The following is a 22,951-nucleotide window of genomic DNA, read 5'->3' as shown; positions in this document are numbered from 1 at the left end:
ACCTTGATCGAAGGTTCTCATCCCTCTCCCCGCAGAAAAGGAAGCTTGGGTAGTTTTTTGGGAATCGTGTGCGATATGCAGGATGGTGGTGGGAGAAGGATTATTCGGCGCGTTGCGCCTCACCCTGCGGGCCGCGCTGAAGCGCGTTGTCTCGCAATGCTCGACACGAACCTTGATCGAAGGTTCTCATCCCTCTCCCCGCAGAAAAGGAAGCTTGGGTAGTTTTTTGGGATTCGTGTGCGATATGCAGGATGGTGGTGGGAGAAGGATTCGAACCTTCGAAGTCTGTGACGGCAGATTTACAGTCTGCTCCCTTTGGCCGCTCGGGAATCCCACCAGGGATATATTGACGTGGCTTAAGATGTTTCAGATTCAGATGGTGGTGGGAGAAGGATTCGAACCTTCGAAGTCTGTGACGGCAGATTTACAGTCTGCTCCCTTTGGCCGCTCGGGAATCCCACCATGGCCTGAATCTTTCTCTCTTAAAGCGGGGCGCATCATACCAAATGCGATAAAGGTGTAAAGCGCCCACTGGCAAAACAACATCTGTTTGCCCACTTTTTACGCGTAGCGCTGAATCTGCAGACAATTCAGCACGCTGGCTGATTAAAGAATAATCGTGCGATTGCCATAAACGAAGACGCGCTGCCCCAGAACTTTGTAGAGTGCGTTGCTCAGAACATTCTTTTCTACGTCGCGACCGGCGCGCATCATCTCATCAGCGGTGTAGCTGTGATCGACGTTGATCACATCCTGCATGATGATGGGGCCTTCATCGAGATTGTCATTCACATAGTGCGCGGTGGCACCGATGATCTTCACGCCGCGCTCATAAGCCTGGTGATAAGGGCGGGCACCGATAAAGGCGGGCAGGAACGAGTGGTGAATATTGATGATCTGGTTCGGATAACGCTGCACAAAAGCAGGCGTCAGGACACGCATATATTTTGCCAGCACCACGTAGTCGGGCTGATAGCGATCAATCTCTTCCACCATGCGGTTATCGTGCTCTTCCCGCGTCAGACCCTCATGACTCACCAGTACAAAGGGAATATCGAAACGCTCAACCAGTGAACGCAGCGTGTCGTGATTACCGACTACTGCCGCGATCTCCATATCCAGGCCGCCAAAGGCGCTCTTCATTAACAGGTCGCCCAGGCAGTGCGCTTCTTTGGTGACCAGAATCACTACGCGACGACGACCGGCGCTGTGCAGTTCACGCACAGAACCCTGTGGCAGAGCGCTGTCGAGATCGGCGAGCAGGGTGTTGTCGTTGAAAATCCCTTCCAGCTCGGTGCGCATGAAAAAACGCCCGGTGCGATGATCAACAAACTCATTGTTCTGCACGATATTGAGTTCGTGCTTGTAACAAATATTGGTGATTTTGGCGATCAGACCTTTTGCATCGGGACAAATGGTTCGTAAAACTTTTCTTTGCATGGTTTGCGCTTGCATCTCAATCAGAGTCCTGTCAAAGCATTAGGGGTAAACCGCTGGGGCAGCCATCAGCTTAACCACAACATTTTTTGTATTTTTTGCCACTGCCACATGGGCAGGGATCGTTACGCCCCACGGGCGGTGCTGTACCGTCAACATAGTACCAGCGTTGATCCTCGCGAAGAAAGCGTGAACACTCATGAATGGCATGAATGTTGTCGTTCTCGCGGTATCGCGCAAAAAAGGTGACGAAAGCTTCGTTCTCATGGCTTCCATGATTACAACGGGTTACATTCAGGCTAAGCCAAACGGTACCCGGGAAACTTTCAGATAAAAGCCCTGACAGGCCGGGATGGCGTTTATCAGGATGCCAGGTCGCAACCAGATACTCCGCATTATGCTGAACATAAGCGCAATAACGGGATCGCATAAGTTGTTCAGCTGTAAAAGGAATTTGGTTGCCCTGCAGAAAGGGCTCGCAACATACGCTATACTGCTCTCCGCTACAACATGGGCAGGTTTCTGACACATTATCTCCAGAGAATGATGAGTCGATTTCACAGGCGCGCTATGTTAGCTGACCCCACGTTGTGACGCTACGTATTGACGGCAGGACCAGATACAAATGAGAAAAGTAAAAATTGGATTGGCTCTGGGGTCTGGAGCGGCCAAAGGATGGGCACACATTGGTGTGATCAACGCCCTGGAGCGCGCTGGCATTGAGATTGACGTTGTTGCAGGTTGCTCAGTCGGCGCACTGGTTGGGTCTGCCTATGTGAATAATCGTTTGCCGTTGATGCAGAAATGGGTCAGTGCATTCCGCTACTGGGATGTTATTCGTCTGATGGATGTCTCGTGGCAGCGTGGCGGACTTTTACGCGGCGAGCGGGTTTTCAACCATGTTCGTCAGCTTATCCCTAACGATGCGATTGAGCAGTGCCATAAACCTTTTGGCGTGGTGGCGACCAACCTAAGTACCGGTCGTGAACTCTGGCTCACTGAGGGCGATTTACATCAGGCCGTGCGTGCATCCTGTAGTATGCCAGGTTTATTACCACCAGTGGGCTACAATGGGTATTGGCTGGTAGATGGTGCCGTGGTCAATCCGGTGCCAGTCTCACTGACGCGTGCCCTGGGCGCAGACATTGTTATTGCCGTTGATTTACAGCATGACGCGCATTTAATGCAACAGGATCTCTTTTCCGTTACGCCTCAGAACAGCGAAGAAGAAGCCGCAGCAGCGGCATTGAGTTGGGGTGGGAAACTGCGACAGCGCCTGGTGAATTTCACCCAGCGCCGTGCATCTCAGTCGCCTGGCGCGATGGAGATTATGTCCACCTCAATCCAGGTGCTGGAGAATCGCCTGAAGATGAACCGTATGGCAGGCGATCCACCCGACGTTTTAATACAGCCGGTCTGTCCGCAAATTTCGACGCTGGACTTTCATCGTGCTGAAGAGGCTATCGAGGCAGGCAGGGCGGCCGTAGAGAAGAAAATGGATGAACTATTACCACTGGTCCGTGGCAGATAATGAAGTTGTTCATTCAAAGCGGTGACTTCGGGCAATTCTGAAAGGCGCAACTGCGTTTTATGAACCACTATTGAAATATCTGGTACGCAGGGGGAAAGAATGGAAAAACCACTACTCGGCAAAAAGATACTCATTGTCGAAGATGAGGCTGTTTTCCGTTCGTTGCTGGACCAATTTTTGTTATCGATGGGTGCTGTGACGTTACAAGCGGAAGACGGTCTGGAAGCAATTACACAACTACAACAGCATACTGTCGACCTGATTATCTGCGATCTGGAAATGCCTCGCATGAGCGGCATCCAGTTTGTTGAGCATATTCGCACCCGTGGCAATGTGGTGCCGATTTTAATCATTTCGGCCACTGAAAACATGTCTGATATCGCTCACGTACTGCGTCTTGGGGTGCAGGATGTGCTGCTGAAACCGCTGAAAAACTTTGAACGCTTCCGTGAAGCGGTCTATGAGTGTCTCTATCCCTCTATGTTCACCTCGAAAGTGGAAGAGGATGAGCAACTGTTCCAGGACTGGGATGCGCTGGTTCGCGATCCCAAAGCGGCTGCCAAGCTGCTTAAGCAACTCCAGCCTCCGGTACAACAGACGATTGCCAACTGTCGGGTTAACTACCGCCAGCTGACAATGGCTGAGCAGCCCGGACTGGTGCTTGATATCGCGGCGCTCTCCGATAAAGATCTGGCATTTTACTGTCTGGACGTCACGCGCGCCGGTGACAATGGCGTGCTGGCGGCGTTGCTGTTGCGGGCTCTGTTCAATGGTCTGTTACAGGAGCAGCTGACCGGACAAAAACAGCGCCTGCCAGAGCTTAATGGATTGCTCAGACAGGTTAATCTGTTACTCCGTCAGGCAAATCTCAGCGGTCAGTTCCCGTTGCTGGTTGGTTACTATCACCGCGGTTTAAAAAACTTGATCCTGGTTTCCGCCGGATTAAACGCCACACTTCATGTTCATACCCATCAGATTCAGCTCAGCAATGGCGTCCCTCTTGGCACTATGGGTAGCACCCATCTGAACCAAATCAGTCAGCGTGCTGATAACTGGCAATGCCATGTGTGGGGCGCGGGCGGGCGCATCCGGCTGATGCTGTCGACCGAAGAATAAGGGCTAAAAAACGAAAGATTCTGGTGCTGAGGACAGGGCCAGAGTTTAGCTTTACAGTTGGGTAATAGTCTTAATTTCGACGGTTTCATGCCTTCCAGGATAAATCCGTTCGATACTAGCTGATATACTCATTTCCGAATTTAAACCGACATATCAAGTATTAACTTGAACGGCCTATGAGAGAGGTATCTTAATGTCTGCCAATAATACCAAAGTAAAAAAAGCGGTAATCCCGGTAGCGGGTTTGGGCACGCGTATGCTCCCGGCTACCAAAGCGATTCCAAAAGAGATGTTACCGCTGGTTGATAAGCCGTTAATCCAGTATGTCGTTAACGAGTGTATCGCTGCTGGCATCAATGAAATTGTGCTGGTAACGCATTCATCAAAAAATGCCATCGAAAACCACTTTGATACCAGCTTCGAACTGGAATCCATGCTGGAAAAACGTGTTAAGCGTCAGCTGCTGGACGAAATCCAGTCAATCTGCCCGCCACACGTTACCATCATGCAGGTTCGTCAGGGCATTGCCAAAGGTCTGGGTCACGCAGTGATGTGTGCACACCCACTGATCGGTGATGAGCCATTTGCCGTTATCCTGCCAGACGTCATCATCGACGAATACGAATCCAACCCAACCAAAGATAACCTGGCAGAAATGCTGAGCCGTTATGAAGAGTCTGGCCGCAGCCAGATCATGGTTGAGCCGGTTGCCGATGTGACCGCTTATGGTGTTGTTGATTGCCAGGGCGCAGAACTGAACCCAGGCGACAGCGCGCCGATGGTCGGTGTGGTTGAGAAGCCTAAAGCGTCAGAATCACCTTCTAACCTGGCTGTAGTCGGTCGTTATGTTCTCTCTTCAGAGATCTGGCCACTGCTGGCGAAAACCCCTCCAGGTGCAGGCGGTGAAGTTCAGCTCACTGACTCCATTGCCATGCTGATGGAAAAAGAGACTGTCGAAGCTTACCACCTGAAAGGCGTGAGCCATGATTGCGGTAATAAGCTGGGCTACATGCAGGCTTTCGTTGAGTACGGTGTTCGTCATCCGGTATTGGGCAAAGATTTTTCTGAATGGCTCGATGGCGCAGTTGGCAACAAAAAGTAATTCATAAACACAGGATAACTCGATGAAAGTCACTGTATTTGGTATCGGCTATGTCGGTCTGGTTCAGGCTGCGGTGTTAGCCGAAGTCGGACATGACGTTCTCTGCATTGATGTCGACGAAAACAAAGTCGAAAATCTGAAAAAAGGCATCATTCCTATTTTCGAACCAGGTTTAACGCCGCTGGTAATGTCCAATTACGAAGCGGGTCGTCTGAAGTTCAGCACTGATGCTGAGCTGGGCGTAAACCATGGTGTTATGCAGTTTATTGCAGTCGGTACTCCACCGGATGAAGACGGCTCTGCCGATCTGAAATATGTGACCGCCGTAGCGCGCACCATTGCGCAGCATATGAACGATCACAAAGTGGTTATCGACAAATCAACCGTTCCGGTTGGCACAGCAGACAAAGTTCGTGCGGTAATGACGGAAGCGCTGAAAGCGCGTGATGCCAACATCACATTTGATGTGGTTTCAAACCCTGAATTCCTGAAAGAGGGTGCTGCAGTTAATGACTGCATGCGTCCGGAGCGTATCGTTGTCGGTACTGACAACGACGACGTGGTAGAGCTGTTACGTGAGCTTTATGAGCCGTTTAACCGTAACCACGATCGCATGATCATGATGGATATCCGCAGCGCAGAGCTGACTAAGTATGCCGCTAACTGCATGCTGGCAACCAAAATCAGCTTTATGAACGAGATGTCTAACCTGGCTGAACGTTTAGGTGCGGATATTGAAAAAGTACGCCAGGGCATCGGTTCAGATCCCCGCATTGGCTACCACTTTATCTACCCTGGCTGTGGCTACGGCGGCTCCTGCTTCCCGAAAGATGTGCAGGCGTTGATCCGTACCGCGGAGTCTATTGGCTATCAGCCACGTCTGTTACAGGCCGTGGAAGATGTGAATGACAACCAGAAAAATAAACTGCCTACCTTCATTAAGCGTCATTTTGGCGACGATCTGAAAGGTAAAACGTTTGCACTCTGGGGTCTGTCATTCAAGCCTAATACGGACGACATGCGTGAAGCCTCAAGCCGTGTGCTGATGGAAACGCTGTGGGAAGCGGGCGCTTCTGTTCAGGCGTTTGACCCTGAAGCAATGGACGAAGCGCAGCGTATCTATGGTCACCGCAGCGATCTGAAGCTGATGGGGACCAAAGAAGCAGCCCTGCAGGGTGCAGACGGTCTGGTCATCTGTACGGAGTGGCAAAACTTCCGTGCGCCTGACTTCGACATTATCAAAAATGCGCTGAAAGAAGCCGTGATTTTTGATGGTCGTAACCTGTATGATCCAGAGCGTATCAGCAAACGCGGTTTCGTTTATTATGCAATCGGCCGCGGAGCGTCTATTCAAACTGCATAATTAACGAGGGATTTATGAACTTTCTGGTCACCGGCGCCGCAGGCTTTATTGGTTTTCATGTTAGTCAGCGTCTGCTGGCCGCCGGTCACCAGGTTGTCGGTATCGACAACCTGAATGATTATTATGACGTAAATCTCAAGCATGCCCGTCTCAATTTAATTAAAGCCAACCCAGGTTTTACCTTTATTGAGATGGACCTGGCGGACCGTGATGCAATGGCATCACTGTTCGGCCAGAACAGGTTCCAGCGCGTTATTCACCTTGGCGCTCAGGCTGGTGTCAGGTATTCCATCGAAAACCCTCATGCTTACGCAGACGCTAATCTGATCGGTCACCTCAATATCCTTGAAGGCTGCCGTCATCATAAAATTGAACATCTGCTCTATGCTTCATCCAGTTCAGTTTATGGTCTGAACCGCAAGATGCCGTTCTCAACGGAAGACAGCGTTGATCATCCGGTATCATTATATGCGGCGACCAAAAAAGCCAATGAGCTCATGTCGCATACTTACTCGCATCTTTATCAGTTGCCGACAACCGGATTGCGCTTCTTTACCGTCTATGGGCCGTGGGGCCGCCCGGATATGGCATTATTCAAATTCACGCGCGCAATGATTGCCGGTGAAGCGATAGATGTTTATAACCAGGGCCAGATGAAACGCGACTTTACCTATATTGACGATATTGCTGAAGCGATTGTTCGTCTGCAGGATGTTATACCTCAGAAGGATGATCACTGGACCGTTGAAACCGGTTCACCCGCAACCAGTTCAGCCCCATATCGTGTTTATAACATTGGTAATAGTCAGCCTGTTACGTTGATGAGCTATATCGAAGCGATTGAGAAAGCACTGGGTATTACTGCGAATAAAAATCTGATGCCGATGCAACCCGGTGATGTACTGGAAACCAGTGCGGATACAAGCGCGTTGTTTGAGGCCATTGGTTTTAAACCGCAGACCGGTGTTGAAGAGGGCGTTAAAAAATTCGTTGACTGGTATCGGGATTTTTACAGCGTCTGATTTAAAGAAAAAAGGAAGCGTCTGCTTCCTTTTTTTTGCGCATCAGGCTGATACTAATGTCGCGGCACTGTTTACTGTTTCAGTAAAAAATCGTCCAGCGTTTTACCCTGTTCTTCCAGTGCTATTTTGATCACCGCAGGTGTACGTCCCTGACCGGTCCATGTTCTGGACTCACCTTTTTCATCGGTATAAGCATATTTAGCCGGGCGCACTGAGCGTTTAGCTTTTGCCGCAGTTCGGGGAGTCGCGGCCTGGGCGTTAATCAGTTCATTCGGGTCGATTCCATCGGCCAGCAACATTTCACGATACTGATTAAGTTTACGCGTGCGTTCTTCATTTTCTGCCTGAAAATGCGACTCTTCTTCGCGGCGTTCTTTTACCACCACGTCCAGTTTTTCCAGCATCTCTTCCAGTGTTTCTACGGAATACTCTCTGGCCTGGGCGCGCAGCGTACGGATATTATTAAGAACTTTTAGTGCTTCGCTCATTGTCCTGGTCTCTGAATAAGGGGAAAGTTGTGTTGCCCGCTAATAGTAGTGGTGACGTTAAATAACTTCAATCATAAAAAAAATGATCACGGCTAATAACGCTGGAAATTAAAATAACCTGAGGGGGAATAATTCATAATTATGCCGAATGAAAAATATTTTCGCTTAGTGTGATATGAAATAAATTTAATGTATTTAAGGCAGTAACAAAAATGTCATTGCTTGCATTGCAGTTAAAATAAGCAAAACTTATTCTCTTTCCTGACGCACCTGACGGTCGTCATAAACTGCCTGTTTAACGGTAAGCGGGCGGGCATTACGCTCTATTCCTCCATCGGCGTCAACGTATTCCCTGCGCTTTGTGTTAATATGCGCGCCATTCTGTTCAGTCCCGATGAAGATACGTTCCTATGGCCCAACTCTATTTCTATTACTCTGCCATGAATGCAGGGAAATCAACTGCACTGCTGCAATCTTCCTATAACTATCAGGAGCGCGGCATGCGTTCACTGGTCTACACCGCTGAGATCGATAATCGCTTTGGTGCCGGGCAGGTGAGTTCCCGCATCGGACTTTCGTCTCCCGCTGTGCTCTACAATGCAGAGACTGCACTTTACAGTGAAATTGCTGCTGAACATGCTGTGCAGCCTATTCACTGCGTGTTAGTTGATGAGAGTCAGTTCCTGACCCGGGAACAGGTCAAAGCGCTCTCTGATGTCGTGGACGATCTGGACATCCCTGTGCTCTGTTATGGCTTGCGAACTGATTTCCGGGGTGAACTGTTTGTGGGCAGTCAGTATCTGCTGGCATGGGCTGATAAGCTGGTTGAGCTTAAAACTATCTGTCACTGCGGCCGCAAGGCCAGCATGGTGCTGCGACTGGATAGTGAAGGTAAACCGTTCAGTGAAGGTGAGCAGGTCGTGATTGGCGGTAACGAAAGTTATATCTCCGTCTGTCGTAAGCACTATAAACAGGCGATAGAGCAGGGCTCGTTACAGGCGATTCATGGTGCACAGACTCCGCTGCCGTAACCCTCTTTTCAGGTAATAAAAAACCCGCCGTGGCGGGTTTTCTTATCACAGTGTCAGCGGGTCATTATCAGACCTTTTTCGCCTTCTTATCAGCCTTGATTCCTTTAACCGGCTGCTGAGCAACCGCCTGAGCGACGCTTGAGAACGGTTCAACAAATTCACGACCGTAGAAAGTGTCGAGCATAATCTGTTTCAGCTCAGCAATCAGCGGATAACGTGGGTTAGCACCGGTACACTGGTCATCAAAGGCATCATCGGCCAGTTTGTCGACTTTTGCCAGGAAGTCCGCTTCCTGCACACCCGCTTCACGGATGGAGGTCGGGATACCCAGTTCAGTTTTAATCTCATCCAGCCATGCCAGTAACTTCTCGATTTTTTGCGCAGTGCGGTCGCCCGGCGCGCTCAAACCTAAATGGTCCGCAATTTCAGCGTAGCGACGACGGGCCTGCGGACGATCATACTGGCTGAAAGCGGTCTGTTTAGTCGGGTTGTCATTGGCGTTGTAGCGAATAACGTTCGAGATTAACAGCGCATTAGCCAGGCCGTGAGGGATATGGAATTCTGAACCCAGTTTGTGCGCCATTGAGTGACAGACCCCAAGGAAGGCGTTGGCGAACGCAATGCCGGCGATAGTAGCAGCGTTGTGGACACGTTCACGCGCAACCGGATTTTTCGCGCCTTCAGCATAACTGGCTGGCAGATTCTCTTTTAACAGTTTCAGTGCCTGCAGTGCCTGCCCATCAGAGTACTCATTTGCCAGCACAGAAACGTAGGCTTCCAGCGCGTGGGTCACTGCATCCAGACCACCAAAGGCGCAGAGTGAACGCGGCATATCCATCACCAGGTTAGCATCGACAATCGCCATATCCGGGGTCAATGCATAGTCAGCGAGTGGATATTTCTGACCTGTCGCGTCATCGGTCACCACGGCGAACGGTGTGACTTCTGAACCGGTCCCGGAGGTCGTGGTGATGGCCACCATCCGTGCTTTTACGCCCATTTTCGGGAATTTGTAGATACGTTTACGGATATCCATGAAACGTAACGCCAGCTCTTCGAAGTGAGTTTCCGGATGTTCGTACATCACCCACATGATTTTCGCGGCATCCATCGGGGAACCACCACCCAGTGCGATGATGACATCAGGCTTGAAGCTGTTCATCTGCTCGGCACCTTTACGCACGATGCTCAGCGTCGGGTCAGCTTCAACTTCGAAGAAGACTTCGGTTTCGATGCCGTGTGATTTCAGCACGCGGGTGACCTGGTCGGCATAGCCGTTGTTGAACAGGAAACGGTCAGTGACAATAAAGGCACGTTTCGCGCCATCCGTTGCCACTTCTTCCAGCGCAATAGGCAGTGAACCCCGACGGAAGTAGATGGATTTAGGAAGTTTATGCCACAACATATTCTCAGCTCGCTTGGCGACAGTTTTGGTATTAATCAGGTGTTTTGGACCGACGTTTTCTGAAATAGAGTTACCGCCCCATGAACCACAACCCAGCGTCAGAGAGGGGGCCAGTTTAAAGTTGTAGAGGTCACCGATACCGCCCTGTGAAGCCGGCGTGTTGATCAGAATACGCGCAGTTTTCATTTTGTCGCCGAAGTAGTGCACGCGCTCAGTCTGGTTGTCCTGGTCGGTATAAAGGCAGGAGGTGTGACCGATACCGCCCATCGCGACCAGTTTCTCCGCTTTATTAACCGCATCCTGGAAATCTTTCGCCCGATACATCGCCAGCGTTGGGGAGAGTTTTTCATGGGCAAAAGGTTCAGATTCATCCACGAGTTTCACTTCACCAATCAAAATTTTCGTGTCTGCTGGTACGGTTAGCCCGGCCATCTCCGCAATTTTAAATGCCGGTTGACCCACGATGGCCGCATTGAGGCCGCCGTTTTTAAGGATGATATTCTGAACTGCACTCAGCTCGGCGCCCTGCAGCATGTAACCACCATGGCTGGCAAAACGTTCACGCACTGCGTCATAGACCGAATCAACCACGATTACCGATTGTTCTGAGGCGCAGATCACGCCGTTATCAAACGTTTTCGACATCAGAATTGACGCAACGGCACGTTTCACATCGGCGGTTTCATCAATCACCACCGGCGTATTACCGGCACCCACACCAATTGCCGGTTTGCCGGAGCTGTAAGCCGCTTTCACCATTCCCGGTCCACCAGTGGCGAGAATCAGGTTGATATCGGGGTGATGCATCAGCTGGTTTGACAGCTCAACAGATGGGGCGTCGATCCAGCCGATAATGTCTTTAGGCGCACCGGCGGCAATCGCGGCCTGCAGGACGATATCTGCCGCTTTATTCGTCGCGTCTTTGGCACGTGGATGTGGCGAGAAAATGATACCGTTACGGGTTTTGAGGCTGATTAAGGCTTTGAAAATGGCGGTTGAAGTTGGATTAGTAGTCGGGACGATACCGCAAATCAGGCCAATCGGCTCGGCGATGGTGATGGTGCCGAAAGTATCGTCGGTGGCTAACACACCGCAGGTCTTTTCATCTTTATAGGCGTTGTAGATATATTCTGAAGCAAAATGGTTTTTAATGACTTTGTCTTCGACGATGCCCATACCGGATTCGGCAACAGCCATCTTAGCAAGGGGGATGCGGGCATCTGCGGCAGCGAGGGCGGCGGCACGAAATATGGCGTCGACCTGTTCCTGAGAAAAATTGGCATATTCACGCTGGGCTTTTTTTACACGTTCAACCAGTGCATTGAGTTCAGCGACATTGGTTACGGCCATGGTGTTCTCCTGAAGGAAGTTAAACTTTTTTAGTAAACAATCCTGCGCCCTGAGTATAGCTATGCTCAAAAAATGCGCTATATCAGGATGTAATGACAGGATTTTCAACTGCTTACTGAATAAGTCTTGCGTCGTCTGTGAAGACGTTTTCATTGATGCCGCTAATACTTCCGTTGTGAAAATATTACCTGGTTTGGGGTAGGTCAATTTTGATGCAGATCAATTTAACCGCAGGCTGACACCTTTCAGCACGGGGCTGATCCTTTATCAGCTCAAATGGACTTTCACATGCTGGCAGTCAGCCTGGTAGCGTCTAAATCCAGTCACTTTTTAATCTCTGGTGTAAAGCGCTAAAGGAGCGTTCATTCATCGATATAAATAGCTGGCTCAGCATCTGGTGTACGGGTCTGTTTTCACATACATTAGGCGCGTTTCCCCCCTGTGGTACGGAGTTAAAGTCGTGAACCCTGCGCTGTTAGATTTATCAGGCTATATAAAATTTTTTGTCGGGCTCTTTGCGCTGGTCAATCCAGTGGGCATTATTCCGGTGTTCATCAGCATGACCCGATATCAGGGCGTGGCTGAGCGTAATAAAACTAACCTTACCGCTAATCTTGCGGTGGCCATCATTCTCTGGACGTCACTTTTTCTGGGCGATGCGATTCTGCATGTGTTCGGTATTTCGATTGACTCTTTCCGCATTGCGGGTGGGATTCTGGTCGTCACCATTGCGATGTCGATGATCAGCGGCAAGCTGGGTGAGGATAAGCAGAACAAGCAGGAAAAGTCAGAAACGGCGATCCGTGAAAGCGTGGGCGTTGTGCCTCTGGCGCTGCCACTGATGGCGGGGCCAGGTGCTATCAGCTCGACAATCGTCTGGAGTACCCGTTATCACAGCTGGCTGAACCTGATGGGTTTTACCCTGGCAATCGCTATCTTTGCCTTCTGTTGCTGGTTACTGTTCAGGGCTGCACCATTAATGGTGCGTATTCTCGGCCAGACCGGCATCAACGTCATTACCCGTATCATGGGTTTGTTACTGATGGCACTGGGCATTGAATTTGTTGTAACCGGTATGAAGTCTATTTTTCCCGGTCTGCTGAATTAAACCCTCACTTATTTCAGGCAATGAAATGAAGTAATGATCCGTAATGGTGCAAAATGGCCTTTCATTGCACTATTACGATGCAATTATTCGCGATACTTAAAATAGAGGCACGATTATAAATTTCATTACTGCGTGTTTGCTCACAGACTTTTTCGTGGGAAATAATGTCACTATTTTCACACGATATTCTCCTCTGCACTTTTAACTCTGCCTCATAATCCGCCACAATATTACGGTAAGCCTGAATTTCATCATGCTGAAGCCGGATTTATCAGTATGAATGCCAAAACAGGCACAATTTGTCACCTGATCCTGCTTCGCAAAGAGCTTTCCGGCTAAAACGCCTATTTTTCATATTGATATGAAATTTTCAGAACGAAAATTAACACTTCCGCTTCGTGACATCTCATGATAAAAGAGAATTAGTTAACATTTTCGTTATTTTGCTTTGGCGCCCCTTAACGCCTTCTGATAATTTTTGGCTTAACGTGAATTTTTTCTCTGAAAGCCCAAAGTGAGAACGCTTTTTGCTTAAGCCTATCGGGATACTTAAATAAGGTTGGCGTTTCGGATGATTGGGATAAAGAACTTGCAGCAAAAGCGGTCCTCACTCGCAGGTGTTCTGTTACTGGCGTTTTCACCGGCCTATGCCGCCACCGTTCCGCCGGGAACGGCACTGGCTGCGCAACAGCAGATGGTGATTAATAACGGAAGCGAAGTCTCTTCACTGGATCCGCATAAAACTGAAGGCGTGCCGGAGTCCAATATTATTCAAAATCTGCTGGACGGACTGGTCAATACTGACAACAGCGGTCAGGTCGTGCCAGGCGTCGCCAAAAGCTGGGAGAATCCGCAACCTACCGTCTGGATTTTTAATCTGCGGGGTGATGCAAAGTGGAGCAATGGTGAGCCGGTGACCGCGAATGATTTCGTCTACAGCTGGCGTCGCCTGGTGGACCCGAAAACGGCGTCGCCTTATTCAAGCTATCCGCAGGCAGCCCATTTTGCCAATATCGATGCCATCCTTGCCGGTAAAGCGTCACCTGATCAACTGGGTGTGAAAGCGCTGGATGCCCATCGTCTGCAGATTACCCTGAGTGAACCAGTGCCTTACCTGGTCGCGATGCTGGCGCTTACCGCGATGAAGCCGGTTTATGAACCGGCCATTAAGCAGTGGGGTGAAGCCTGGACGCGTCCGGGTCATTACATTGGTAACGGCGCTTATACGCTGGACGAGTGGGTCGTCAATGAAAAAATCGTCCTGAAACGCAATCCACAATACTGGGACAATGCCCATACGGTCATTGAGCAGGGGACATTTCTGCCTATCGCCTCTGAAAACAGTGATATCAATCGCTACCGCAGCGGCGGCACGGATATGACCAACAGTGCGGTGCCGCCGGAGATGTTTGGCAAACTACGCAAAGAGCTGGGCGACGAAGTGAAAGTCAGTCCATTGCTCTGTACGTTCTACTACGAAATTAACAATAAAAAGGCGCCGTTCACCGATGCACGGGTTCGTGCCGCGCTGAAAATGACCCTCGATCGCGAAGTGATTGCCAATAAGATCATGGCCCAGGGACAAATTCCCGCCTATAGCCTGACACCGCCTTTCACCGCCGGTATCAAACTCACGCCGCCTGCCTGGTTCACCTGGACGCAGGCGCAGCGTAATGACGCCGCGAAGAAGCTGCTGGCCGAGGCAGGCTTCGATGCTGCCCATCCGCTGACCTTTACGCTGCTCTATAACACCTCAGATCAGAACAAACGGCAGGCGATTGCAGCTGCCTCGATGTGGCAGAAAAACCTTGGCGCGAAAGTGACACTGCAGAATCAGGAATGGAAAACCATGCTGGAGACCCGCCATCAGGCGCAGTATGACGTGGTCCGTGCTACCTGGTGTGCCGATTACAACGAACCCTCAACCTTCCTGAATATGCTAATCAGCAACGCCTCGATCAACACCGCGTTTTACAGCAGCGCGACCTTCGATCGTCTGATGAAGGAAACGCTGACGGCGGGCAGTGAGGCGCAGCGTGCCGACCTGTATCAGCAGGCTGAAACACAACTCGACAAAGACTCACAATTGTGCCAGTTTACTACCGCGTAAGTGTGCGCCTGGTAAAGCCCTGGGTTGGCGGCTTTACGGGCAAAGACCCGCAGGACATGACAGACCTGAAGTACTATTTCATCAAACAACACTGATCTGATCGCCCGTACGGCGAGACAGTCGGGAACGCATCAACGTACAGACCATTTTGGGGTCAATCTCCCTGGTAACAGGCCAGGGAGCCCGGAGACGGGGGACGCCGGGGCAGCGCATCGCCACGGTGACGATAATAAAACTGGAGTGTAATAATGAACAACATCACGAAAAAAAGCCTGATAGCAGCGGGTGTTTTCGCCGCAGTGAGTGCTTTGGCAGGGAATGCGGCTTTCGCAGCAAATGTGCCCGCAGGCGTTGAGCTGGCCGCTAAACAGGAGCTGATTCGCGGCAATGGCGATGAAGTGCAGTCGCTCGATCCGCACAAAATCGAAGGCGTGCCGGAAGACAACGTGGCGCGCGATCTTTACGAAGGTCTGCTGGTCAATGACAGCAACGGTAAACCGATTCCGGCTGTAGCGGAAAGTTACGAAAATAAAGACTCCAAAGTGTGGACGTTCCACCTGCGTAAAAATGCTAAATGGTCCAACGGCGAGCCGGTGACCGCGCAGGACTTCGTTTACAGCTGGGAGCGTCTGGTCGATCCTAAAACCGCTTCACCGTACGCCAGTTATCCGCAATATGGTCATATCCTGAACGTCGATGACATCATTGCCGGTAAAAAACCGATTACCGATCTGGGCGTGAAAGCCCTGGACGATCACACGCTGGAAGTCACGCTGAGTGAGCCGGTTCCCTATTTTGATAAACTGCTGATCAACTCCGTAATGTCACCGGTTTATAAACCGGCGATTGAGAAGTTTGGCGATCAGTGGACTCAGCCACAGAACTGGGTCGGCAACGGTGCCTTTAAACTCGACGCGCACGTGATCAACGAGCGTATCACCCTGGTGCGTAACCCGAATTACTGGGACAACGAACACACCGTGCTGAACAAAGTCACCTTCCTGCCAATCAGTTCCGAAGTCAGCGACGTTAACCGTTACTTCTCCGAGAACGGCAGCGACATGACTTACAACAATCTGCCGATTGAGCTGTTTAAGAAACTGCAGCGTGACAACGGCAAAGAGCTGCACGTCGATCCTTATCTCTGCACCTATTACTACGAAATCAACAACCAGAAAGCGCCATTCACCGATCCACGCGTTCGCGCCGCCCTGAAGCTGGGTCTGGATCGTGACATCATGGTTAACAAAGTGCTGGCGCAGGGCCAGAAGCCGGCCTACAGCTACACGCCGCCATCAACCGACGGCATGGATATCCTGCCGCCAGACTGGTTCAAATGGTCACAGGACAAACGTAATGCCGAAGCGAAAAAGCTGCTGGCTGAAGCCGGCTATACCGCCGACAAACCGCTGACCTTTAACCTGCTGTATAACACCTCCGATCTGCATAAGAAGCTGGCGATTGCCGCCTCGTCGATCTGGAAGAAAAACATCGGTGTGAACATCAAGCTGGAAAACCAGGAGTGGAAAACCTTCCTGGATACCCGTCATCAGGGTAACTTCGATGTATCGCGTGCGGCCTGGTGTGCGGACTATAACGAGCCCACTTCATTCCTGAACACCATGCTGTCTAACAGCAGCAGTAACACCTCGCACTATAAGAGCGAGGCGTTTGACAAAGTGATCCGTGACGCGATTAAGGCACCGGATGCGAAAGCCCGCGCAGTGGATTATCAGAAAGCGGAGCAGATCCTGGATAAAGACAGCACCATCGTACCGGTTTACTACTACGTAAATACGCGTCTGGTGAAGCCTTATGTCGGCGGTTATACCGGTAAAGATCCACTGGATAAAACCCTGGATAAAGACTTCTACATTATCAAACACTAATAGCATTCAGGCTATCAGCAGTGGCGGCGCGTCTGGCGCCGCCTTTTTTACTTATTTATATGTTGTGATGCAACAGCCTGGTAGGTACGGCAATGTTAAAATTCATCCTGCGTCGCTTGCTTGAAGCGCTTCCGACGCTGTTCGTCCTGATCACCATCTCCTTCTTTATGATGCGCCTGGCACCCGGCAGCCCGTTTACCGGCGAGCGCACCCTGGCCCCGGAAGTGATGGCCAACATTGAGGCGAAATATCACCTCAACGATCCCATCGGTAAGCAGTATGTTGATTACCTGCTGCAGCTGGCGCACGGCGATTTCGGCCCTTCGTTTAAATACAAAGATTATTCGGTCAACTATCTGGTCGCGCACGCGTTCCCGGTCTCAGCCAAACTCGGCCTGGCCGCGTTCCTGCTGGCGGTGATACTGGGCGTCACGGCGGGTGTGATCGCCGCGCTTAAACAGAACAGTATATGGGACTTCGTGGTGATGGGGGTGGCAATGACCGGCGTGGTGATACCGAGTTTCGTGGTCGCGCCGCTGCTGGTTCTGCTCTTTGCCATCACCCTGAAATGGCTGCCCGGCGGTGGCTGGAACGGTGGTCAGTGGAACTACATGCTGTTGCCGATGGTGGCGCTGTCGCTGGCGTATATCGCCAGTATTGCGCGTATCACTCGTGGTTCAATGATTGAAGTGATGCACTCCAATTTTATCCGCACCGCGCGCGCCAAAGGCTTGCCGCTGCGCCGCATTGTGCTGCGTCATGCGCTCAAGCCCGCATTGCTGCCCGTGATTTCCTACATGGGACCGGCGTTTGTCGGCATCATCACCGGTTCGATGGTGATTGAGTCGATCTACGGTCTGCCGGGTATCGGTCAGCTGTTTGTGAACGGCGCGCTGAACCGTGACTACTCTCTGGTGATGAGCCTGACCATCCTGGTCGGTTTGCTGACCATTCTGTTTAACGCGATTGTTGACGTGCTCTATGCCGTTATCGATCCCAAAATTCGTTACTGATTGCGGAGTTCGCCATGATGTTAAGTAAGAAAAACTGCGAAGCTCTTGATGCGTTCAGTGAAAAGCTGGAAGTAGAAGGGCGCAGTCTCTGGCAGGACGCGCGTCGTCGTTTTATCCATAACCGGGCAGCCTTAATCAGTCTGCTGGTGTTGTTAGTAATCACGCTGTTCGTGATTTTTGCGCCGATGCTGGCGCATTTCACCTACGACGATACCGACTGGTCCATGATGTCCTCACCGCCCGATACGACATCTGGTCACTGGTTTGGCACCGATTCATCGGGACGTGACATACTGGTCCGTGTGGCCATCGGTGGTCGTATCTCACTGATGGTGGGCGTAGCGTCTGCGCTGATTGCGGTGATCGTCGGCACGCTGTATGGCTCAATAGCCGGTTACCTGGGCGGCAAAACCGACTCGGTGATGATGCGTATTCTGGAAATTCTCAACTCCTTCCCGTTTATGTTCTTCGTGATCCTGCTGGTGACCTTCTTTGGTCGTAATATCCTGCTGATTTTTGCCGCTATCGGCATGGTTTCATGGCTGGATATGGCGCGTATTGTGCGCGGCCAGACGCTGAGCCTGAAGCGCAAAGAGTTCATCGAAGCAGCGCATGTCGGTGGGGTATCAACCTGGAAAATCGTGGTACGTCACATCGTGCCAAACGTGCTGGGCGTGGTGGTGGTTTACGCTTCGCTGCTGGTACCGAGCATGATCCTGTTTGAATCCTTCCTGAGCTTCCTGGGTCTGGGGACACAGGAGCCGCTGAGTAGCTGGGGCGCGCTGCTGAGCGACGGGGCTAACTCAATGGAAGTGTCGCCGTGGCTGTTGCTCTATCCGGCGGGCTTCCTGGTGGTCACGCTGTTCTGTTTCAACTTTATTGGCGATGGCCTGCGTGATGCCCTCGACCCGAAAGATCGTTAAGGAGTTTCCCGATGACTATTCATGAATTCCAGCCAGCGATGGCGGCCCGCGCGGGAAGCGAACAGCTACTTACGGTCAAAGATTTACGCGTGACCTTTGGCACGCACGATGGGGATGTTACCGCCGTCAACGACCTGAACTTCTCGCTGCGCGCCGGTGAAACGCTGGGCATTGTTGGCGAGTCTGGTTCTGGCAAGTCACAAACCGCCTTTGCCCTGATGGGGCTGCTGGCAAAAAATGGCCGCATTGGCGGCTCAGCAATGTTCAACGGTAAAGAGATCCTGAATCTGCCTGAGAACCAGCTCAATAAACTCCGCGCCGAACAGATTGCGATGATCTTCCAGGATCCGATGACCTCACTGAACCCCTATATGCGGGTAGGCGAGCAGCTGATGGAAGTGCTTAAGCTGCACAAAGGGATGAACAGCGCCCAGGCATTCGAAGAGTCCGTAAGGATGCTGGATGCGGTGAAAATGCCGGAAGCACGCAAACGCATGAAAATGTACCCGCATGAATTCTCCGGCGGAATGCGTCAGCGTGTGATGATCGCCATGGCGCTGCTGTGCCGCCCAAAATTGCTGATTGCCGATGAGCCAACTACCGCGCTGGATGTGACGGTGCAGGCGCAGATTATGACGCTGCTCAACGACCTGAAACGCGAGTTCAACACCGCCATTATCATGATCACCCATGATCTCGGCGTGGTGGCAGGCATCTGCGACAAAGTGCTGGTGATGTATGCCGGACGCACTATGGAGTATGGCAGCGCCCGTGATGTCTTCTACCAGCCAGCCCATCCTTACTCAATTGGCCTGCTTAATGCGGTGCCACGTCTGGATGCGATTGAAGGCGAAACCCTGGCCACCATTCCGGGCAATCCACCGAACCTGCTGCGTCTGCCGCAGGGCTGCCCGTTCCAGCCGCGTTGTCCGCACGCGATGGATATCTGCACCCAGGCACCGCCGCTGGAACCGTTTGGCAATGGCCGTCTGCGTGCCTGCTTTAAGCCGGTGGAGGAGTTAGTATGAGCACCGTAGCTGAAAAAAGAGTGTTACTGGAAATCGCCGATCTCAAGGTGCATTTCGACATTAAAGATGGCAAACAGTGGTTCTGGCAGCCATCAAAAACCCTGAAAGCGGTGGATGGTGTCAGCCTGCGTCTGTATGAAGGTGAAACCCTGGGCGTGGTGGGCGAGTCGGGTTGCGGTAAATCGACGCTGGCGCGCGCCATTATCGGCCTGGTTAAGGCCACCGAAGGTCGTGTCGCCTGGTTAGGCCGCGATCTGCTGGGTCAGAGCGAAGAGGAGTGGCGCAAAGCCCGCAGCGATATCCAGATGATATTCCAGGATCCCCTGGCGTCCCTGAACCCGCGCATGACCATCGGCGATATCATCGCAGAGCCGCTTCGTACTTATCATCCAAAAATGGCGCGTCAGGAAGTCAAAGACCGTGTCAAAAATATGATGATGAAAGTCGGGCTTCTGCCAAACCTGATTAACCGCTACCCGCATGAGTTCTCGGGTGGGCAGTGTCAGCGTATCGGTATCGCACGTGCGCTGATTCTGGAGCCGAAGCTGATTATCTGTGACGAGCCGGTGTCTGCACTGGATGTCTCGATTCAGGCGCAGGTGGTGAACCTGCTGCAGCAGTTGCAGCGGGAAATGGGCTTGTCGCTGATTTTCATTGCGCACGATCTGGCGGTGGTGAAACACATCTCTGACCGGGTGCTGGTGATGTATCTGGGGCATGCGGTGGAGCTGGGGACTTACAAAGAGGTCTACACCAATCCGCAGCATCCATACACCCGTGCGCTGATGTCTGCTGTACCGATTCCCGATCCGGATAAAGAGAAGAACAAGGAGATTCAGCTGCTGGAAGGGGAGCTGCCGTCGCCGATTAATCCGCCATCCGGCTGCGTATTCCGCACCCGTTGTCCGATTGCCGGTCCGGAATGTGCGAAAACCCGTCCGCTTCTGGAAGGCAGTTTCCACCATGCGGTATCCTGTCTGAAAGTCGACCCGCTATAATGCAAAACGCCGGGCACTTGCCCGGCGTTTTCTTATCTGCTTTGACGCCTATTCACGCCACAGGATATGACAGAGCTTGTGATCTTTTTCGCGACACAACAACACGCGAGCAAAGACGTCGGTAATCGGTTCACCGTCCGCTTCACCCAACCCAATCACCACCTCGGCGAAAAAGTCAGGGTTCAGATCGAAATCGACATGATCTTTCCAGTCTTCAGACGGATCAAACAGCTCTGCGCCACCGCGCTCTTCGAACTGCAGATTGAAGAGAATGACGTCTGCCGGATCAAGATTGTCGACAGCCAGTTCAAGAAAGATATCGTAGGCTTGTTCCAGCGTTTCATCTTCGGTAAGGCGATTATTTAAATCCATAGTCTGTCCTGTCGGCCTGCGGCCATTTACACAATCTGGCTCGTTTTACAGTAAAGGGCTGAAGAAGTAAAACAGTCGTTCGACGATGCGCTGCCACCACGCACGTTTTGCCCAGCGCTTGCCATCCAGCAGGCGGGAACGGGCGATATAATCATCCTGCACACAGGCGAGATCGCTGCCAAAACCGGCATCATCGACCACCAGCGTCACTTCAAAATTGAGCCATAAACTGCGCATATCCAGGTTCACGGTGCCCACCAGGCTCAGCTGTCCATCGACCAGCACGCTTTTAGTGTGCAGCAGACCATCTTCAAACTGATAGATTTTCACGCCCGCTTCCAGCATCTCGCTGAAGAAGGAGCGGCTGGCCCAGCCGACCAGCAGCGAGTCGTTATGACGCGGCACAATCACGCTGACATTAACGCCACGCTGTGCGGCCGTACAGATAGCATGCAGCAGGTCGTCGCTCGGCACTAAGTAAGGAGTCGTCATGATCAGCTGCTCACGCGCTGAATAGACCGCGGTCAGCAGCGCCTGATGAATCATATCTTCCGGGAAGCCAGGACCGGAGGCGATGACCTGCACCGTGTGGCCGCTCTCCTGTTCAAACGGCATGATGTTGCGATCGGGCGGCGGCGGCAGAATGCGCTTACCGGTCTCAATCTCCCAGTCGCAGCTGAAAACAATGCCCATCGCGGTCGCTACCGGACCTTCCATACGCGCCATCAGGTCAATCCACTGGCCTACGCCCGCGCTTTGTTTAAAGAAGCGCGGATCGACCAGGTTCATGCTGCCGGTATAGGCGATGTAATTATCAATCAGAACGATTTTTCGATGCTGGCGGAGATCCATTCGTCGCAGGAAGACGCGCAGCAGGCTAACCTGCAACGCCTCTACGACATCGATCCCGGCATTGCGCATCATGCCCACCCAGGGACTGCGGAAAAAGTCGACGCTGCCCGCTGAGTCGAGCAGCAGTCGGCAGTGAACGCCACGGCGCGAGGCCGCCATCAGCGATTCTGCGACTTCATCTGCCAGCCCACCGGGATGCCAGATATAAAAAACCATCTCTATGCTGTGGCGTGCCAGTTGAATATCACGAATCAGCGCCTGCATAACATCGTCAGAGCTGGTAAGCAGCTGAAGCTGGTTTCCCTTGACCCCGGCAATGCCCTGGCGATGGTAACAAAGCTCGAAGAGCGAGCGAGCAACGTCACTGTGTTCAGTGGCAAAAATTTCACGGCACTGTTTCAGGTCACTGAGCCAGCGGGCGGTAGACGGCCACATGGTGCGCGCACGCTCCGCACGACGTTTACCCAGATGCAGTTCGCCAAACGAAAGATAAGCGATTATGCCTACCAGTGGCAGAATATAGATAACCAGAAGCCATGCCATGGCGGATGTTACCGCACGTCTTTTCATTAATACGCGCAGCGTCACCCCGGCTATGAGCAGCCAGTAACCAAATACCAGTAACCAGCTGATCAGGGTGTAAAAAGTGGTCATAAAGTGGACGTCCCGTTCGCGCTTTCGTCCGGCAAGTTTACGTGCAGAAGCCGGTTAACGAAACCCTTAATCCAGGACATCATCGATGAAGGATCCGATTTGGCATTGCCGCAAAGATCTCTATAATGCCCCGGCATAGATGACGTCAGTGAGGAAGTG

The 22,951-nt window shown here is 51.8% G+C and carries 18 protein-coding genes, 2 tRNA genes, 2 other RNA genes and 1 pseudogene (1 of these 23 running past the window's edge); 13 read left to right on the top strand and 10 right to left on the bottom strand.

Annotation, left to right across the window (positions count from 1 at the left end):
- The 6 genes from H7K52_RS06230 to H7K52_RS06205 form a co-directional block, all read right to left on the bottom strand.
- Positions 1-42, bottom strand: a non-coding RNA gene (locus H7K52_RS06230) — RtT sRNA (it extends 142 nt beyond the left edge of the window).
- Between the two features lie 41 nt (positions 43-83).
- Positions 84-211, bottom strand: a non-coding RNA gene (locus tag H7K52_RS06225) — RtT sRNA.
- 41 nt (positions 212-252) lie between these two features.
- Positions 253-337: transfer RNA gene (locus H7K52_RS06220), tRNA-Tyr, on the bottom strand.
- 40 nt (positions 338-377) lie between these two features.
- Positions 378-462, bottom strand: a tRNA-Tyr gene (locus H7K52_RS06215).
- A 144-nt stretch (positions 463-606) separates the two neighbouring features.
- On the bottom strand, positions 607-1,455 hold the full coding sequence (gene purU, locus H7K52_RS06210; protein ID WP_003852258.1) for a formyltetrahydrofolate deformylase: 849 nt from the start codon (positions 1,453-1,455) through the stop codon (positions 607-609).
- A gap of 55 nt (positions 1,456-1,510) precedes the next feature.
- Complete coding sequence (locus H7K52_RS06205; RefSeq protein ID WP_071591703.1) at positions 1,511-1,966, bottom strand: YchJ family protein; 456 nt, start codon at positions 1,964-1,966, stop codon at positions 1,511-1,513.
- A 96-nt stretch (positions 1,967-2,062) separates the two neighbouring features.
- On the opposite strand from H7K52_RS06205, the gene rssA reads away from it, so the two are divergent.
- The 5 genes from rssA to H7K52_RS06180 all read left to right on the top strand — a co-directional run bounded on the left by rssA (position 2,063) and on the right by H7K52_RS06180 (position 7,571).
- Positions 2,063-2,968, top strand: coding sequence for a patatin-like phospholipase RssA (rssA, locus tag H7K52_RS06200; RefSeq protein WP_003852252.1), 906 nt, complete (start codon positions 2,063-2,065; stop codon positions 2,966-2,968).
- 99 nt (positions 2,969-3,067) lie between these two features.
- Positions 3,068-4,084, top strand: coding sequence for a two-component system response regulator RssB (gene rssB / locus H7K52_RS06195; RefSeq protein WP_003852251.1), 1,017 nt, complete (start codon positions 3,068-3,070; stop codon positions 4,082-4,084).
- 193 nt (positions 4,085-4,277) lie between these two features.
- Positions 4,278-5,186 (top strand): UTP--glucose-1-phosphate uridylyltransferase GalU, encoded by a 909-nt coding sequence (gene galU, locus H7K52_RS06190; RefSeq protein WP_008925296.1) that lies wholly within the window; start codon positions 4,278-4,280, stop codon positions 5,184-5,186.
- A 22-nt stretch (positions 5,187-5,208) separates the two neighbouring features.
- Complete coding sequence (locus H7K52_RS06185; protein ID WP_003852248.1) at positions 5,209-6,549, top strand: UDP-glucose dehydrogenase family protein; 1,341 nt, start codon at positions 5,209-5,211, stop codon at positions 6,547-6,549.
- 14 nt (positions 6,550-6,563) lie between these two features.
- On the top strand, positions 6,564-7,571 hold the full coding sequence (locus tag H7K52_RS06180; RefSeq protein ID WP_003852243.1) for an NAD-dependent epimerase: 1,008 nt from the start codon (positions 6,564-6,566) through the stop codon (positions 7,569-7,571).
- A 71-nt stretch (positions 7,572-7,642) separates the two neighbouring features.
- Here H7K52_RS06180 and hns read toward each other — a convergent pair whose 3' ends face one another.
- Positions 7,643-8,059: a histone-like nucleoid-structuring protein H-NS gene (gene hns, locus H7K52_RS06175; RefSeq protein WP_003852241.1), complete on the bottom strand. Its 417-nt coding sequence runs from the start codon at positions 8,057-8,059 to the stop codon at positions 7,643-7,645.
- Positions 8,060-8,469: 410 nt separating this feature from the next.
- On the opposite strand from hns, the gene tdk reads away from it, so the two are divergent.
- Positions 8,470-9,090: a thymidine kinase gene (gene tdk, locus H7K52_RS06170; RefSeq protein WP_003852240.1), complete on the top strand. Its 621-nt coding sequence runs from the start codon at positions 8,470-8,472 to the stop codon at positions 9,088-9,090.
- A gap of 67 nt (positions 9,091-9,157) precedes the next feature.
- Here tdk and adhE read toward each other — a convergent pair whose 3' ends face one another.
- Positions 9,158-11,845, bottom strand: coding sequence for a bifunctional acetaldehyde-CoA/alcohol dehydrogenase (gene adhE, locus H7K52_RS06165; RefSeq protein ID WP_039660120.1), 2,688 nt, complete (start codon positions 11,843-11,845; stop codon positions 9,158-9,160).
- 460 nt (positions 11,846-12,305) lie between these two features.
- Between adhE and H7K52_RS06160 the strand changes: the two genes are divergently transcribed.
- From H7K52_RS06160 to oppF, 7 genes and pseudogenes are all read left to right on the top strand, one after another.
- The gene (locus H7K52_RS06160) at positions 12,306-12,953 is read left to right on the top strand and encodes a YchE family NAAT transporter (RefSeq protein WP_003853931.1); all 648 of its coding nucleotides are present in this window, start codon (positions 12,306-12,308) and stop codon (positions 12,951-12,953) included.
- Positions 12,954-13,524: 571 nt separating this feature from the next.
- Positions 13,525-15,158 (top strand): annotated as a pseudogene (locus H7K52_RS06155) (ABC transporter substrate-binding protein).
- A gap of 153 nt (positions 15,159-15,311) precedes the next feature.
- Positions 15,312-16,952: an oligopeptide ABC transporter substrate-binding protein OppA gene (gene oppA, locus H7K52_RS06150; protein ID WP_182629831.1), complete on the top strand. Its 1,641-nt coding sequence runs from the start codon at positions 15,312-15,314 to the stop codon at positions 16,950-16,952.
- A gap of 92 nt (positions 16,953-17,044) precedes the next feature.
- A complete protein-coding gene (oppB, locus tag H7K52_RS06145) occupies positions 17,045-17,965 on the top strand; it encodes an oligopeptide ABC transporter permease OppB (protein ID WP_003853929.1) in 921 nt (306 codons plus the stop codon).
- A 14-nt stretch (positions 17,966-17,979) separates the two neighbouring features.
- Positions 17,980-18,888, top strand: a complete 909-nt coding sequence (oppC, locus tag H7K52_RS06140; protein ID WP_182629830.1) for an oligopeptide ABC transporter permease OppC — start codon at positions 17,980-17,982, stop codon at positions 18,886-18,888.
- Positions 18,889-18,899: 11 nt separating this feature from the next.
- Positions 18,900-19,916, top strand: a complete 1,017-nt coding sequence (gene oppD, locus H7K52_RS06135) for an ABC transporter ATP-binding protein (protein WP_003853924.1) — start codon at positions 18,900-18,902, stop codon at positions 19,914-19,916.
- Positions 19,913-20,914 carry a murein tripeptide/oligopeptide ABC transporter ATP binding protein OppF gene (gene oppF / locus H7K52_RS06130; protein ID WP_003853922.1) on the top strand — a complete coding sequence of 334 codons (1,002 nt, stop codon included), beginning with the start codon at positions 19,913-19,915 and terminating at the stop codon, positions 20,912-20,914. The genes oppD and oppF overlap by 4 nt, the downstream gene beginning before the upstream one ends.
- 48 nt (positions 20,915-20,962) lie before the next feature.
- Here the strand turns inward: oppF and H7K52_RS06125 are convergent, their stop codons facing one another.
- Both H7K52_RS06125 and cls read right to left on the bottom strand, forming a co-directional pair.
- Complete coding sequence (locus H7K52_RS06125; RefSeq protein WP_003853921.1) at positions 20,963-21,286, bottom strand: HI1450 family dsDNA-mimic protein; 324 nt, start codon at positions 21,284-21,286, stop codon at positions 20,963-20,965.
- A 45-nt stretch (positions 21,287-21,331) separates the two neighbouring features.
- Positions 21,332-22,792: a cardiolipin synthase gene (gene cls, locus H7K52_RS06120; RefSeq protein ID WP_182629829.1), complete on the bottom strand. Its 1,461-nt coding sequence runs from the start codon at positions 22,790-22,792 to the stop codon at positions 21,332-21,334.
- Between the last annotated feature and the right edge of the window lie 159 nt (positions 22,793-22,951).

Source organism: Pantoea hericii, assembly GCF_014155795.1.
GTDB classification, from domain to species: domain Bacteria; phylum Pseudomonadota; class Gammaproteobacteria; order Enterobacterales; family Enterobacteriaceae; genus Pantoea; species Pantoea eucalypti.
The sequence above is the reverse complement of the archived record's forward strand: the minus strand, read 5'-3'. Positions and strand labels throughout refer to the sequence as shown.